The organism is Candidatus Formimonas warabiya, from assembly GCF_002777255.1.
Classification (GTDB): domain Bacteria; phylum Bacillota; class Dehalobacteriia; order Dehalobacteriales; family Dehalobacteriaceae; genus Formimonas; species Formimonas warabiya.
In genome coordinates this window covers 456,478-472,515 of the sequence record NZ_CP017634.1, presented here as the reverse complement: position 1 = coordinate 472,515, position 16,038 = coordinate 456,478, and the positions used below count along the sequence as shown (strand labels likewise).

Here is a 16,038-nt window from a genome sequence, read left to right as displayed (position 1 = left end):
ACAGGAAAAAAACACCCTTGTGGTAAAGGGGTTCTTGTGACTACTTGCGCGCTTCCTTGATTAGCAAGCCGCTTCCCTCCATGCCTTATGGCACGTTTTACCGTGCTTAGACATTCACATTGACAGATATATTATGATGTAAATATATCTGTCATATGTTCGCAAACTATCCTGAATATGTTGTCGGCAACAGAGGAAGAACGGATAAGATTCATAATTAACAGGTCTTTGCTTTTAATAATGCTGTTTGGAAGAACTTTTGAGTTTGCCTTTGTGAGCATAGATTCGGGTAAGAGAGATATCGCCATACTATTGAAAACAGCATCAGCAATATTATCCAGCATAGGACTGGTAAAAACCTGTTTATAATTCAGCCTGGAACTCTTTAATCCATCAAGAGTCAAATTTCTGACAATACAATCGTCTTCCAAAACAGCAACGGGTATTTCTTGGCTGGCATCATATTGGAAGTTTGGTGATGAAACCCAAAGCAGTTTTTCGCTCCATAAAAATTCTTCATCAATGACTCCCATTTCTCCAGCTACAATTGCGATATCAAGATTACCGGAGACAATCTTGTTTCTTAAGCTTCTGCTTCGGTCACATACGATTTTAGCTTGAAGATTGGGTAGTTTATTTTTAAGTGAAGGAAGAAAGAGGGTAACAAAATCTTTTGCATAATCTGTAGGAATACCAAAGGAAATCTGACCTGAAATGTCATTATCCTGTAAAGCGGCAATTGCTGCATCGTTTAAAGATAACATGCGTTTACAGTAGGAGAGTAAAATCTCTCCTTTTTGTGTAAGGGCTATTCTATTATGTTTGCGCTCAATAAGGGAAACACCAGCAATTTCTTCCAATCTTTTGATTTGCATACAAATTGCTGAATGCGATTTGAACAATCTTTCGGCCGTTTTTTTTAACTCACCGATTTCTGCCACTAAGGTAAACGTATACAATAGTTCAAGGTCCAGTTGCTTAGCCATTTTTCACCTCTTCAGTTAGAAATCTTAATAATATTTTATCAGATCATAGCATGAATTCAATATTATTAAATTCATAATTAAGTATATTTCGTTTGAAGAAATTAACATTGGGACATATAATTAAATTGTTCATATAAACTTTTTTATATAAAGTATCGCCTTATTTCAATAAAGCCCTTATTTATATGGGTTAAACAGGGAGGAGAATTATACTGGCTACTATTCCTAAAAAAATGTCGGGAGTACTTCTGACTGGACATGGCGGATTTGAGAAGCTTGTATACAGAAGTGATATCGGTGTACCTGAATTAGAGGGCGACGAGGTATTGATTAAAGTTGGCGGCGCGGCTGTAAATAACACGGATATAAACACCCGGATTGGTTGGTATTCAAAAAAAGTGAAAAAGGATACTAATACAGGGGGATCTGCAGGTTTTGGAAGCATTGATGATGAAGACGCAAGCTGGTCAGGAATTCCTTTACAGTTCCCGAGGATTCAAGGAGCCGATGTTGCAGGAACAATTGTTGCAGTAGGTTCTAAGGTTAACGATGATAGAGTCGGTGAGCGTGTACTTGTTAGAACGCTCCAGGAACGGCCTTTATCGGAAAAGGGATTGAATTGTATCACTTTTGGCTCTGAATGTGATGGCGGTTTCGCAGAGTATACGAAAACTTCATCTGAAGAAGCATTCGCAATCAATTCCACTCTAACTGATATTGAGCTTGCATCCTTCCCATGCTCATATTCTACTGCCGAGAATATGATCTGCAGGGTTGGAGTTAAAGAGGACGATGTAGTTTTCATTCCTGGCGCATCAGGCGGTGTAGGTTCAGCAGCGCTTCAATTGGTAAAACTCCGCGGGGCAAAAGTTATTGCCATGTGTGATGCTGATAAAGCAGACAGGATTAAGAATCTGGGGGCAGACAAAGTCCTTGTTAGAGGTGATAACATCACGGAAGCTCTTGGACATATGTCTGTTGACGTTGTTCTTGATATGGTTGCCGGGCCTTTATTTAATCATCATATGAATATTTTAAAAAGGGGAGGAAGGTACGGATCTGTTGGAGCCATCGCTGGTCCGATTGTAGAACATGATGTCAGAACCCTTTACTTGAAGGATTTATCTTTTTTTGGTTGTACATTCCAATCAAAAAATGCATTCAGAAATCTGATTCGTTACATTGAAAAGGAAAAAATTGTACCAATGGTTGCCAAAACATATCCGTTAAGGAATATTCGAGAAGCGCAGGAAGATTTCTTGGCAAAAAAATTTGTAGGCAAATTGGTATTGGATCCTACAAAAAATGACATGTGAGTTAGAGGGGACGGATAGCCGCCCCTTTTCCGTTACCTGCAAAGGAGCGTAAGCATAAAAACGAATGAAGAAAAACACATGGTGAATACCTACAAGGTAACATACGACATCCATGTTGGGATAGAGAAATTTTTACAAAACCGATTGTCCGTACATGGTTTGCGATTGCCCCTCGAACAACCCGTTGGGCATCAACCCGCAGAAACGAAACCAGATATTTTTTTCCCTTTAGAGTTCATGGGTGCAGTTCCTCTTTCTCACCCCAGCGTTTTAACAGGCAATTACGAATACCGAAAATATCCAGAGCCCGACCTACCTGATGGTCAATAATATCCGATAAGGATTGAGGATTATTATAGAAAGCCGGCATTGGCGGCATCACGATGGCTCCTGCTTGTGCCACTTTAATCATATTTTCGAGGTGAATCACATGCAAGGGACTCTCCCTTGGCATGAGAATAAGTTTACGTCTTTCTTTTAAAGCCACATCCGCTGCACGAACAATAAGGCTATCTAAATAACCATGAGCAATAGCGGACAAGGTTTTCATGCTGCACGGAGCAATCATCGTACCGTCCGTCTGGAAAGAACCACTGGATATGGGGGCATCCATTGCGGTCATTTCATATCTTTTGAATGCTAATTGTTCCAGCTCCGCAACCGATTTCCCCGTTTCTATTCTAACTGTTTCTTCCCCCCACCTGCTTATAATCAAATGTACTTCAACTCCACTCTCGTGCAGTGCCTCAAGCATTCTTGTTCCGTAGACAGCCCCTGAGGCCCCCGTGATAGCTAAGACAATTCTCACCTTGGTGCACCTCTCTATAAAATTTTAGATAATCATTAGTCTCCCAAATTCCGATCACGGTCCTAATCATTCACTCCACCGGTTTTAAACAGCTGCGTAAACCGGCTTGGCCCTAAGTTATAATCACGATGTAACTTATTTCTCCTTAATCACAAGTTCACACACTCCATCCCTCTCTATGGTAATAACACTCCGCTCTCCCAGATAATGTCAATAGCCTCACGGATCTTTTCTCCATTTTGCACAAAGGATATCCGGACATAACCTAGTTAAATTCCACCCCCACCTCTTTTGCTCCATCATAGGCTAAAAAGCTGCCACAAGTCTTTCCTCAAAAATGATAGCGCTGTAGGTATTGTCGTGAAGCACGATGATCTGGTACTTTTGGGCAAATTCCACCAAATCCCGATAAAACAAAGGGGGAGCTACACTGGAAACCGGGATTGTTGGGATACGAGACAATGATCAGCTTTGCTTTTCGGGCAATTTCCGGAGTAATCTCTTTTAGATCAATAACACCGCCCTTTTGACAAAAGTCCATTTTTTAGTTCTGCCAGTTTAGAGAAAACGCTTACTCCAAAGTTGTCCATACGTGTTGCAAATTCCATCATTCACTTTTTCCCCCGTAATATCGCCTGTTTGCCATCCCTATTTTTTTACCAGGTTATTTTCCATATAGTCCAAAGTTTCATAGAAATCGGCACCTAAGAAATATTTCTCCGGCTTTAATTCTTCTCCCCGTTCCTTGGCTTCTAAAGCCGCTTTAATTTTGTCGGGCGTAGCCGGTAATTCATAGATTCTTACGCCAATTGCATCGTAGATCGCATTAATCACCGCCATATGACCGACACTTTGGTAACCTTCCGCACAGCCGCTGGAACCATGCGGTCCTCTTGCCCGCGGGGTTTCATGGAAGATATATTCCATCTTGTCAGGGACATCCAGAATATTGGGAATACCGGCCCCTTGCAGCGTGGAATGACGCTTCAAATCACTGTAATCCTCACTAAGAGCAAAACCTATGGAGTGAGAGAGACCTCCGTATGCCTGCCCTTCCACCGCCAGGATATTGCCGACTTTGCCGATATCGGAAATAGCCTTGACAGACAGTACCCTTGGCTTGCAGGTTTCCAAATCCACTTCCGCTTCCATCAGCATTAACAGATAGTTGGCTTCCGGAGAAGCGTTTCCGTGACCTGTATCGGGATCAATCAGAACAGTACTGTCGATAGTATCAGATATGCCTTTATATCTGGTCGGAATCCCTTCCGCAACCATTTCATCATAGGTACGGTAGCTGCCATCCGGCTTGCGCATTGCCGCTATCAGCTGATGGGCGGCAAGAATGGTAGCGTTACCGGCCATATAATGGGAGCGGCTGCCTGCCGCAGGGCCTGTCACCGGCGTAATCGCGGTGTCATTTTGCACCAGTTTGATTTGATCGGGACTAATCCCCAGAGGGCGCAGCGCTTCATGGGTATGGGCAAGGGTCCCAATATCAGCGCCCTGTCCCTGCGCTTCCCATGAATTATAATGGGTAATACTGCCGTCCGGATTCAGCTCCAGCTCAATCTCACATTTGTCGCGGAGGCCGCCAACATGATAGCCGCCCCATACAATGCCCACCCCACGCTTTTTGCTCGCCGTGCTTTCCGCTTTGGCTTGGGCCACCGCTTCTTTGTAGAAAGGGCGCATCATGTCCATCATTTCCTGCATGGGATATTCCCGATAGGGGTAGCTGTTGACCGTTAGATCGCCGGGCCGGGCAATGTTCAGGTACCGGAAATCAAAGCGATCCATGCCGATTTTCTCCGCCATCATGTCCATCAGTGCTTCAGAAGAAGTATAGCATTGAGGCGAACCAAAACCGCGGTACATAATGCCAAAGGAATGATTACTTAAGGCAGATTTAACGATACCGTTAATATTCGGGACATGATAGGGATTCCCGATAAAACGAACGGCCTTATCAACCAACTTGGTTGCATCCTCCGGATAAGCGCCATGCTCCAAAACCATATCATATTCCAGGGCTACAATCCTGCCCTCTTTATCGCAAGCCAAACGAGCGTTGGTATAGGACGGAGCCCGTTTGCCGCTGAAAGCCTGGTGCTCGGAATAGGACATGGTTAAAGTCACCGGAGCATCCAGTGCCATGGCGCATACCGCCATCAAGGCAGGTGCTCCGGGGGTCATGGCATGACCGAAGCTTGCCCCGGTAGGGTTCTCAATAATGCGGATCTTTTCAGGGGACAAGCCAATACCTTCCGCGATCGAATTCTTATGAACATGAATAGTCTGGCTCTTGCATTGCACCGTCATCCGGCCTTCTTCATCCCAATAGGCCTGCATGGTATCCGGTTCAATCACCAAATGAGGTTCCCGTGAAGAATGGAAACTGCCTTCCACCACGTATTCCGCCCCGGGAATAATTTTGCGGGTATCTTCACCCTTTACGACACGGTTCATTAAAAAAATATTGGACGTTTCGGCGTGGATTTGCTGCGCGCCCTGTGCTAACGATTCCAGCGCCGTCATATACGCCGGGAGTTCCTCCCACTCAACCACCACTTTTTCCGCGGCAGCCCGGGCTTCATCTCTGGTCGTCGCAGCGACAACAGCCACTACATCCCCATAACGGAAGATCTTTTCATCGCAGATAATGGGTTTGATTTTACCGTCACAGGACGCACGGGGATGCTCCTGGGGAAAGGTAGCTCTGTTCGTTCCCCTGACGTCTTTAGCGGTAATAACTTTGACAACGCCGGGCATTGCTTCCGCCCCAGAAAAATCAATCTTCAAAATTTTTGCATGGGAGACTTTAGGCTGCACAATGGCCAAATGCAAGGTCCCGGCAGGCATTTTCATGCCGATATCATCGCCAAAATCACAAAGCCCGGTAACCTTTGACAGTGCCGTCGGCTTAGGGTAGTGAGTGCCATATATCTTACCGTCTTCGCCTAGTTGAAAGGTAATGTCATCCATGGTTTTTTCCCCGCGCAGTACTTCCGCAGCCGCCATTACCGCATCTACTAACGGCTTGTAGCCGGTACAACGGCAGAGATTCCGGTGTTTTTGGAACCATGCCCGCACCTCTTCTCTGGTAGGCGCTGGATTGATATCAAGCAACCCTTGGGCTGATACGATAAAACCCGGCGTACAGAAACCGCATTGCACGCCGCCATAGGTGATCCATGCTTGTTGGAGCGGATGAAGATGCTGGGGCGTGCCGATACCCTCAATCGTGACAATTTTTGCATACTCAGGTACATTTTTGATCTTTTTAACACAGCTTCTAATGGGCTTACCTTCCAACAAAACTGTACACGCGCCACACTGACCTGCATGACATCCTACTTTTGTTCCTGTCAAACCAATTCTTCTGAGCACATCAGCCAGCGTATCGATTTCCGGGTTGCAAACCATGATTCTATCGACACCGTTAATATTCAGCCAAACTTTTTTCAGTCGCATTTGGTTCCCTTCCTCCGCTCAATCATAATTTTTACCCTGCGGTACTTAAGCAAATGTATTTTCTTTCTAGCAAGTACCAAGAATATGAATGGAACAAGCTGCCGTACCAATTAGAGGAGTAGAACCGCCCGTGCAATGTGTGAGGCCGAGCCTGGGTCTTTTTTTGATCTGGTGCGCGCCGGCCTGCTCACGTAACTGCAATGTGATTTCAGCAAGTTGACATGCGCCCGTGGCGCCAAGTGGGTGACCCCTTGAGATCAATCCCCCGCTGGGGTTAACCGGTATATCCCCATCAAGCTGAGTTCTGCCTTCCAGCAATAAGTTTCTGCTTTCACCTCTGCCACACAGACCAATGTTCTCGTAGGCAAGAACTTCTCCAATTGTAAATGCATCGTGAACTTCTGCTACATCAATATCTTTCGGCGTACAACCGGCCATTTGAAAGGCCTTTGTCGCTGTCCGCACAGTAATTTCATCATCGGGTGACGGGTTGGCGGTAACAGGATTTTGATATTTTCCCGAGCAGACAACCGAAGCACAAACCTCAACCGCTGGGTGCTTACAGGCAGGGAGCCACTTCTTGCTACCTATAATAATGGCTGCTGCTCCATCACTATTGGGGCAACATTGAGGCAATGTAAAGGGATAGGAAATTAACTTGGCACTCATAATTTCATCTAAGGTAATAGCTTTTTGAAAGTGGGCCTTAGGATTAAATACCCCGTTACCCCTGTTTTTTAATGAAACAAGGGCAAGTTCTTTCTCAGACATTCCATACTGATGCATGTAGCGTACAGCTCTCAGGGCATATTTTGAGGGAAGAGTTTTCCCCGCTGCCGCTTCGTAATCAGTCTCCGGAAGCGTAATAAGACCACCGCTCATTTTATCCATGCCAATCGCCAAAACCAAATCATTCTGTCCACTAACAACAGATTGGTAGGCAAGGTGAAAAGCTGTGGCTCCCCCGGAGCAGGCATTTTCGCAATTAATCACTTTAATGCCGCTGATTCCTGCTTCTTTCATCGCTCTTTGGCCTGCCACGCGCCCCCCATAGGAATGTGCACAAAAAGCTGCTTGTATTTGTTCCGGTTCTATTTGCGCATCATCAATGGCATTATTTATTGCTATGGCACCGATATTTTCAAGGGGTGTTTCCTCCTGTTTACCGAATGGGGCTATACCAACACCTAAAATAAAAACTCCTTTACCATTATAGTGTACCATCCTGTGCGCCCTCCTTTTCCGGCTTAAATTTCATGACGTTTTTCTCGTTAATACTGCAAACTTTAACTGGTTGCCCAATTTTAACTTCTCCCTCTTGAGCCTCAACTTGTGCCCATACCCGTACTCCTTCGCACAAATCAATTAAACAAAGACAATAAGGGCCTGGAACTCCGGGCGGTGTTCTATGCACCCAAGTATAACTATAAATCTTGCCTTCACCCTTTAAATCTACTGTTTCTGTTTCAGTTCCTCTGCAGTTCATACAGGTTGTGATATTGGGGAAATATATTTCACCGCATTTTTTACACTTCACAGCGGTTATCCGCAGATTACCCGCTTCTGTATCATAAATGTTACTATTCAACTTTATCACCTCTCAAAATTTCTAATTATGAACTTAACTAAATTGAATCTTATAACACAATTTGCTCTAACTAAATTGGATCCAAACTGTTTTCTACCTTTTCCCCAAAGGAATTGAATTACGCTCACTTACAGAGTGATTTGCATTCGTATTATTAACATCAAGGTTTCATTCTCTCCTGTAAACAAGTGAGGGAGGCCTCCAATTCAAACATGCAGCCGCTTTTCAAATCTACGTTTTCACAAATATTTATCACCCTTTTTGCAGCAGCAACTGACAATACAGGGTTGGCTGCTATTTTTTGGGCCAGCTCCTTGGTAAACTCCTCCAATTTTTCAGAAGAGACAACATGGTTAACCAGCCCCAAATTAAAGGCCTCTTGGGCAGAAATTTTTTGTCCGGTATAAATTAACTCTTTAGCCTTAGCAATTCCTATAACCCTAGTCAGCCGCTGAGTACCGCCACCCGCAGGCAAAGCTCCTATGGAAACCTCCGGGAGGCCAAGAAGCGCATTTTCTTCCGCTACCCTAATATCACAGGCTAAAGCTAATTCTAAGCCTCCTCCCAGGGCGTACCCGTGAATCGAAGCTATTACAGGTCTGGGAAAATCTTCAATCATATTATAGATACTAGGCATCTGCAGCCTTTGATCTCTCATCGTCTGGTAGGTAACGCCCTTTTTTTCTTTCTGATCGGCTCCGGCACAAAAGGCCCTTCCTTTTCCTTGAAGAATCAGTACTTTAACATCTTCCCGCATGGCTAAACTTCCCAAGACATCAATTAATTCTTTCTTGAGTTGTATACTAATCGCGTTCAAGACTTCCGGGCGATTAAGAGTTACAAAAGCTATACTGCTTTCAACACTAACAAAAATGGTGTTCAAGGTATTCCCCCCTTTTTACCATGCACCAATGTTTATGACCTGTCCGGTAATGTTCCTGCTATCTTCTGTAGCAAGGAATAAGGCTAAATTTGCTACATCCTCTGGCTGTACTGCTCTCTCAAAGGGATTCAGTTGGACTCTGGCCTCAAGGTGCTTTTCTTCCATTTGACTTAATCTGGGCGTTAAAACAAAGCCTGGCGAAATACAATTCACGTTAATGTTAAACCTAGCCGCCTCTTTAGCCAAACTGCACGTAAGTCCAACCAGACCGGCTTTCGCTGAAGAATAATTTATCTGCCCAATTGTCCCCATGCGTGCCCTTGAGGTAAGACTGATAATCTTTCCTTGGTTTTGTTGCCTCATAAAAGGATAAACATACTGAACACAATTGAACGTACCTTTTAGATTTAAATTTATTACAAAATCCCAGTCACTCTCACTCATTTTATGAAGCAAGGCATCTTTCGACCTGCCCGCACAGTTTACCAAAATATCGATATGTCCGAATTGATCTAGAACATCCTGGACCATTTTATTTACTTGCTCCCGGTTACAAACATCTGCCGCATAGGGAATGATATTGGTGCAGTTTAATTTAGCAGAAAGATCTGTGGCAAATTTTTCCGTAATTTCTGCATTTATGTCATTCGCGACAACTACTGCCCCTTCCGCTGCGTAAAGAGCGGATATGGCACCTCCTATACCGCCTGCGCCTCCTGTGATAATAGCCACTTTGTTTTTCAATTTTTCCCCCATAATCCTGATCCGCTTAAAAGCAGATCTTTCCTCCCCTCTTTTAATTAATTACACTTAATTACTTCTTCATCTTCCAGGTTTCTTATCTCTTCTTCAGCAAAACCAAATGAAAATAAAACTTCTCTCGTATGCTGTCCGGCCCGTTCCGGGTAAGGCGATACGATTTTACCTGGCGTTTCACTTAACCTTGGCGCGATGGTAACTGTTCCCATGGTGCTTCCGTCTTGGAGTGTGAGAGTTTCTACGGCATTTCTCGCTTTAACCTGTTCCATTTGAACAACATCATGATAATTATTAACCGGAGAATATAATAGATCATTGTCTTCAAATATTCTCAGCCATTCGTCTGTAGTTCGCTCTTTCAGCACTAATTCAATGATTGCTTTTAATTCTTTTTTATTTTCCAGCCTGGCTTTCTCGGAATGAAAGCGGGGATCTGTTTCTAATGCCGGATTTCCTAACACCTCACAGCACAAAGATTTCCACCGTTTGGGATGATAAGCAGCTAACATGACATACCCGTCTTTCGTCCTGTAGGCCTCGTTGGGACTAGAATATGGGGCTGCGCTTCCAGTCTTTTTGGGCAACTTCCGTGAAGTCAAATACCGGGTTATTAATGATTTTTGAATCACGAGTGCTGATTCCAGTAAGCTGACGTCAATGTATTGACCGATGCCATATTTCTCTTTAGCAATAAGTGCTAATAATAAACCCTGTGCGGCTAATAACCCTGCGGTCATGTCAGCAATAGGAAAAGGTACCTTTATTGGCTCCTTATTTTCTTCTTCATCTCCTAAAACGCTCATGATGCCAGATGCAGCCTGAATGATTCCGTCCACACCGGGTTTATCCTTCCATGGTCCTGTTTGGCCATAGGCACTTACGGAACAATAGACAATCTGAGAATTCACATCTTTTACGGCTTTATATCCTAGCCCCAATCTTGACATGACTCCGGGACGAAAGCTTTCCACTAAGACGTCAGAGTCTTTAATCAGTTGCTTCATCAGCTCAACTCCGCGCGCTTTTTTGATATCAATGGCTACACTTTTCTTATTCCGGTTAAACTCTCTTAATCCTAAGCCCGGTGTCTTTCTAGCCCAATCCCCAGACAAGGGTTCTATCTTTATCACTTCGGCTCCAAAATCGCCTAGTATCGCAGTAGCCAGAGGAGATGCTGCCCCCATCCCAAAACAAAGGACTCTGACACCATCCAAAACATTTATCATCCTGATCACCTCATTTTTTACGAGATATTAACCTTCCATCGGTAAGTAGAGCAACACGATAGCGGACACGGCATGCGTTTTGTCAGTATTCAATTGGGCAGATCAGCCTTTAAGCATTTAATCCTTCTTCTAACTTTCGTCCCCTAAATTGGTTGAATAACGATATAAAAACTAATATTAAACCGCCAAAAAATGTCCATACGTTAGTTGGTCCCATCAGTATTAAGGAAGCTATGATCAGTACAACCCTGCGCCAGATTGATATTTTACTGATGAACGCCCCCCTGATACCCGCCGCTATTAATATTGAACCTAAAAAAGCTGAACCGACCGCAGCTATAACATGTGATGTAGGTCCTTGAAGCATAATATATGGATTATATACAAATAGGAATGGGACAATAAAAACACCAATACCTAATTTCACTGCTTCCCAGCCTGTTTCCCAAAGATCACTTCCACTAATTCCGCATGCTACATAAACAGATAGACATACTGGTGGTGTAATAAATGAAGACATAGCCCAATAGATGATATACAAGTGAGCAGCTATTGGCGGTAATCCTATTTTTACTAAGGCTGGTGCAATTAAAATGGCCAAAGTCATATACGACGTCATAGAATCAAGCCCCATGCCCAGGATAAAGCAAGCCACTCCCACTAATATCAGGGTTGCCAATAAATTTCCCCCTGTAAGGCTAACGATAAATGTGGAAAACTTCACCCCTAAGCCACTTAATTGCAAAGAACCAATCAGCATACCAATCGACGCCGTAACAGCGGCCAATAACAACCAGGACTTAGTAGTACTAATTAGGGCTTGCCAAATTCTTGGAATGGTTAAATGTTTTTCTTTGTCCGGCAATAAGAAACTCAAGGCAATCATCACAATAATGGAATATGTGGCAGCCATTTCAGGGGGATATGCTTTTACCAGCAAATAATAGAGAAGAACCGCCAAAGTAATTAAATATGTCCATCCACTTTTCAGAATGTTTAACAACGTAGATCTTTCGTAGCGCGCTACTGGTTTTAAGTCTAATTTTACTGCTTCACAATGAACGGACATAAAAAGGATCACATAATATAAAAGTGCCGGAACAATCGCATATTTGATTATTTCCGCATAAGCTATTTGTAACCACTCAGCCATAATAAAAATTACGGCACCCATCACCGGCGGCATAAATTGCCCTCCCGTAGCAGCCACAGCTTCAATCGCTCCGGCCAAACGACTGGGATAACCGGTTTCCTTCATTAAAGGGATCGTCAACATACCGGTGGTAGCGACATTCGCTGAAGGGGAACCGCTAATCATGCCAAAAAGACAGCTCGCTACAACGGCTGCTTTTGCAGGTCCTCCGCGCATCCAGCCCGTCAATCCTACCGCAAAGTCCAGAAACCATTTTCCTCCACCTACGGCACTAAATAATTGGCCAAAGGCTATAAAGGTAATCAGTACCGTTACCGCAACGCCTAGCGGTTTTCCAAAGATTCCTCCGTTTCCCGCGTAAATGCTAAAGGTTAAACGATCCAGGGGAAAACCTTTCCCATACAGGATGCCCGGTAAATAATTCTGATACAAAGTCATTAAAAATGAAAGAAGAACGAGAATGGGGATTACTTTGCCTGTTACACGTCGTACTGCCTCCAACAAAACTATCATGAGTAAAATAGTCAACAGCATTCCTTTAAAATCTAAATATCCATAAAGTGTGTAATCCTGGATGGCATCGTAATTAAATACGACAAACCCGGTGCTGATGATTCCGAAGATGACAAAGAAATAATCATACCAGTTATAAAAACCCTTCTTTTTCGAGCCATTTAACGCATAAAAACCAAAGATCAGGATGACCGCAAACAGCAAAGAAATAGCTTTATGTTGTACTTCAGGTAAGAAAATATTAAAATGTGTCAAAACTCTACTGGCAACAACAAGTTGATAAAGTGAAGTTAAGCCCGCTATAAAAAGTAATATTTTTTGTACCATGTTTTTTTCTTCAGCCATTTTCTTAACCTCCACATTTCCAATTTACCGAGCTCCCTCAAGCTCAAGGTTCGTGGCAGGGAATGGAAAAAACTGAGTCTGATGCAATAGATGGACGGAATTGCAGCGAAAAGGGCGCATGGAACGGATGTTGTTGGCCTTCATCAATCGAGGGCCAGCAACACCCGCAAGTACATACACTGCATCACCAGAACGGCAAAGATAAACAAGGATCAACTATTGGCTTAATTGATTTTGACGATTTTCAAGTTCATCATTCCAAGCGTTTATTTCCTTAAAGTATTTGATGGCACCTGAATGAAAAGGTATCGGAAAATTTTTCAAAGTATTTTCTAAAGTCCATTTATCTCCCTCGGCATGGAGAGCGGTAATTTTGTCAGGGTTTCCAAATATCGTTTTGGCTACTTGATAGACTGTTTCTTCCGGGACATCAGGATTCACAAGCAGTAAAACAGGTATCGCGGGTACAGAAACGTCTTCCGTTTGGCCACGATAGGAATTAGCCGGAATCGTTCCTTTAATAAATGCCGGGCCAAGTTTGTCAAGTATTAATGATAATTTATCCTCCGGTATGGAAATAAATTTGACATCCGTACCTTCCGACAACTCAATTAAGTCAGACGCCCTAATACCTGCAGCTGCAATAGCGCCGTCAACAGTGCCTATCGCCACGGCCTCTGTTTCTTCTGTATCTCCTAGCTCCACATTATTAACTTGTTCTTTAGGTATTCCGTATGCTTCTAGAATCGCGTTAAAAACTAATTCCACATCCTGAAGGGCCCTGCGGCGTCCGGCAATATTTTTACTTACTAAATCTTCCGGAGTATTAATATTCCGGTCTTTTCTTACAACAAGCTGTCTTAAACTTTGATGGCCTACTGCAACTAATCTTAACGGTTTCCTGCCTTCTTCTTTAAATTGGTTTTCACCCAAGTAGGCACTTACTCCACTGGAGGCGTTAACCATGCCAAATTCAACAACCCTGTCAGCTACAGCCCGGACAGTAGCATCAGAACCCGCCATCGGCTCTGCATTTGCACTTATGTTTGCTTCTTTTGTGATTAGGTCTGCCATTCCTACGCACAAAACATAAAAAACACTTCCGATAGATCCGGTTCCTATTGAAATGGCATCGGTTTTATCTCCTTCGGAAGGCGCTGTAGATGCTTGATCTCCTTCGGTGCTGCCTCCTTCAGAAGACGTGGTAGACCCTTGACAACCAACCATAACAACCATAAAAAGCCCCGATATCAATAATAAACATAAGACTTTAGTAATTGACTTTAATCTAAATAAATTCATACTTAACTCCTCCCCCGAAATTTGTGGACTGATTTTCCACACCTACTTTTTGGTTATCACTGCAGCTCAAAATTCAGGGCTCAAATATTTTTTGAAATTCGGACTCAGAGAAGTTGCAGAGGAAAGATGACTAATAGGAGCTATTTACCGGCACCGCCGGCAGATTAAACTTTCTTTTATGTATGAACATTGACATGTTGATTAAGTATTTTTACCATAAAACCTTATTTGTTTAATAAAAACCCCCATTTTTCAAGCGTTTTCTTTCGATATTCTTTATCAGGAATGATCGATTTAGGAAATTCATGACGCCAGTGCCAGGGCTTCGTTGCATCGATAATGAGACGAGAATTGAAATATTCGCCTTTAGCTTTCTTTTCTGGGGGGATCAGGGGGTCTAAAGGACCACTCCAGCAATTAGTGAGAATATTTGTGTCTTTTGCAGGGTCATACCTTGTTAAAATTGCCCACATTAATTCTTCCATGTTGCTGATATCAATATCGTCATCTGTTACTACAACAATCCTGCCCAAATAGGCACCGGCCGGCAGTTGGGATGCTAAAAGAGCTGTTTGCATCGCATGCCCTGCATATCTTTGCTCAATCGCAACAGCTATTAAAAGCCTGCAACCTCCCACGGCATAGCACCAGGTTGCTTTTACGCCGGGTACGCTGGCATTCTTTAAGTCATTTAAAAGTATGGCGGATTTTGTATACTGCCTCCATTTATCAGCTTCATCGGGCTTGTTCGGAGGCGAACCAATAATGATGGGGTTATTCCTGTAATAAACCGCCTCTATTTTTATGAAAGGTTCTACCCGGCTCTTTGATGCGTAATATCCCGTCCATTCCCCGAAAGGTCCTTCAAGTTGTCTTTTTTCAGGATCAGCAAAGCCTACAAGCACAATTTCTGCTTCAGCAGGAATGGGAAGCCCCGTAATGGGATCGATAATCAGTTCATAAGCAGCGCCTCTAACCCCGCCCGCCCAGTCATACTCCGAAACTCCCCACGGGACTTCTGTACACCCGGCAACCATGAGCAGGGGATCCCCACCCAACACAATTGCCACCGGGCAGGGTTCGTTCTTTTTAAAATACTTTTCCCGATGGATCCAACCATGATGGCCGGGTGCTACATAAAACCCAACTTGGTTTTTACCCTGTGTCTCTACGCGATAGGTTCCCAAATTAACCCAATTCTCATCAGGATCCCGGGTTACGAGGTAACAACCGGTACCGATGTACCCTTTACTATCTTCTTTATGCCAAATAGGGGAAGGAAACAAGTTCAAATCAACTTCGTCACCTTTTAGTACGTTTTCCATCACCGGGCCGTCCTTAACTGTGACAGCCGGGATGATCTTGTTATTGAGCCTTTTGGTAGCCAAGGCCTCTACAAGTTCAGAATCACTAATATCCGTATCGAAGCCAAATGTCAGTGCTACCCTCCGCCTGGTACCCTGATTATTTATCAATATACGGTTTCCTTTGGGGTAGCCTGGAATATTATCCATAATCACCGCTGGGGCATCGTTACTTCTGGCTAGCATTTCCCCAATCGCCCCGGCGTCTTCTTCTATATTCGCATTCTCAAGGGTTTTCAGTTCGTTGATATCATCAACCAGTTTCAGCCATTCACGCAAATTATTATATTTAACAAACATTGACCGTCACCCGACCTCCCT

The 16,038-nt window shown here is 43.7% G+C and carries 13 protein-coding genes; 1 reads left to right on the top strand and 12 read right to left on the bottom strand.

The window, feature by feature from the left end; all coding sequences use genetic code 11:
* Positions 1–131: 131 nt before the first annotated feature.
* Positions 132–986: a LysR family transcriptional regulator gene (locus DCMF_RS02085; protein ID WP_148132902.1), complete on the bottom strand. Its 855-nt coding sequence runs from the start codon at positions 984–986 to the stop codon at positions 132–134.
* Between the two features lie 233 nt (positions 987–1,219).
* Here DCMF_RS02085 and DCMF_RS02080 point away from each other — a divergent pair, with 233 nt between their 5' ends.
* A complete protein-coding gene (locus DCMF_RS02080) occupies positions 1,220–2,302 on the top strand; it encodes an alcohol dehydrogenase family protein (protein ID WP_148132901.1) in 1,083 nt (360 codons plus the stop codon).
* Positions 2,303–2,537: 235 nt separating this feature from the next.
* Here DCMF_RS02080 and DCMF_RS02075 read toward each other — a convergent pair whose 3' ends face one another.
* From DCMF_RS02075 to DCMF_RS02030, 11 genes are all read right to left on the bottom strand, one after another.
* The gene (locus DCMF_RS02075; RefSeq protein ID WP_148132900.1) at positions 2,538–3,110 is read right to left on the bottom strand and encodes a UbiX family flavin prenyltransferase; all 573 of its coding nucleotides are present in this window, start codon (positions 3,108–3,110) and stop codon (positions 2,538–2,540) included.
* A 306-nt stretch (positions 3,111–3,416) separates the two neighbouring features.
* Entirely contained in the window at positions 3,417–3,572 is a 156-nt protein-coding gene (locus tag DCMF_RS30310; protein WP_214659036.1) for a hypothetical protein, read from the bottom strand.
* A gap of 186 nt (positions 3,573–3,758) precedes the next feature.
* On the bottom strand, positions 3,759–6,584 hold the full coding sequence (locus tag DCMF_RS02070; RefSeq protein ID WP_148132899.1) for a molybdopterin-dependent oxidoreductase: 2,826 nt from the start codon (positions 6,582–6,584) through the stop codon (positions 3,759–3,761).
* A gap of 66 nt (positions 6,585–6,650) precedes the next feature.
* Entirely contained in the window at positions 6,651–7,808 is a 1,158-nt protein-coding gene (locus tag DCMF_RS02065) for a thiolase family protein (protein ID WP_148132898.1), read from the bottom strand.
* A complete protein-coding gene (locus DCMF_RS02060; RefSeq protein WP_214659035.1) occupies positions 7,795–8,172 on the bottom strand; it encodes a Zn-ribbon domain-containing OB-fold protein in 378 nt (125 codons plus the stop codon). Before DCMF_RS02060 ends, DCMF_RS02065 begins: the two co-directional genes overlap by 14 nt.
* A gap of 160 nt (positions 8,173–8,332) precedes the next feature.
* Positions 8,333–9,055, bottom strand: a complete 723-nt coding sequence (locus DCMF_RS02055) for an enoyl-CoA hydratase/isomerase family protein (RefSeq protein WP_148132896.1) — start codon at positions 9,053–9,055, stop codon at positions 8,333–8,335.
* 15 nt (positions 9,056–9,070) lie between these two features.
* Positions 9,071–9,799, bottom strand: coding sequence for an SDR family oxidoreductase (locus DCMF_RS02050; RefSeq protein ID WP_214659034.1), 729 nt, complete (start codon positions 9,797–9,799; stop codon positions 9,071–9,073).
* A 56-nt stretch (positions 9,800–9,855) separates the two neighbouring features.
* Positions 9,856–11,040, bottom strand: coding sequence for a CaiB/BaiF CoA transferase family protein (locus DCMF_RS02045; protein WP_148132894.1), 1,185 nt, complete (start codon positions 11,038–11,040; stop codon positions 9,856–9,858).
* A gap of 109 nt (positions 11,041–11,149) precedes the next feature.
* Positions 11,150–13,051 carry a TRAP transporter permease gene (locus DCMF_RS02040; RefSeq protein WP_148132893.1) on the bottom strand — a complete coding sequence of 634 codons (1,902 nt, stop codon included), beginning with the start codon at positions 13,049–13,051 and terminating at the stop codon, positions 11,150–11,152.
* 216 nt (positions 13,052–13,267) lie between these two features.
* Positions 13,268–14,353 (bottom strand): TAXI family TRAP transporter solute-binding subunit, encoded by a 1,086-nt coding sequence (locus tag DCMF_RS02035; RefSeq protein ID WP_148132892.1) that lies wholly within the window; start codon positions 14,351–14,353, stop codon positions 13,268–13,270.
* Between the two features lie 224 nt (positions 14,354–14,577).
* On the bottom strand, positions 14,578–16,017 hold the full coding sequence (locus tag DCMF_RS02030; protein ID WP_148132891.1) for a UbiD family decarboxylase: 1,440 nt from the start codon (positions 16,015–16,017) through the stop codon (positions 14,578–14,580).
* Between the last annotated feature and the right edge of the window lie 21 nt (positions 16,018–16,038).

Coding starts and splice junctions, on each gene's coding strand:
- DCMF_RS02085 (WP_148132902.1), bottom strand. CDS start 986: ATGGCTAAGCAACTGGACCTTGAACTATTGTATACGTTTACCTTAGTG.
- DCMF_RS02080 (WP_148132901.1), top strand. CDS start 1,220: ATGTCGGGAGTACTTCTGACTGGACATGGCGGATTTGAGAAGCTTGTA.
- DCMF_RS02070 (WP_148132899.1), bottom strand. CDS start 6,584: ATGCGACTGAAAAAAGTTTGGCTGAATATTAACGGTGTCGATAGAATC.
- DCMF_RS02065 (WP_148132898.1), bottom strand. CDS start 7,808: ATGGTACACTATAATGGTAAAGGAGTTTTTATTTTAGGTGTTGGTATA.
- DCMF_RS02045 (WP_148132894.1), bottom strand. CDS start 11,040: ATGATAAATGTTTTGGATGGTGTCAGAGTCCTTTGTTTTGGGATGGGG.
- DCMF_RS02040 (WP_148132893.1), bottom strand. CDS start 13,051: ATGGCTGAAGAAAAAAACATGGTACAAAAAATATTACTTTTTATAGCG.
- DCMF_RS02035 (WP_148132892.1), bottom strand. CDS start 14,353: ATGAATTTATTTAGATTAAAGTCAATTACTAAAGTCTTATGTTTATTA.
- DCMF_RS02030 (WP_148132891.1), bottom strand. CDS start 16,017: ATGTTTGTTAAATATAATAATTTGCGTGAATGGCTGAAACTGGTTGAT.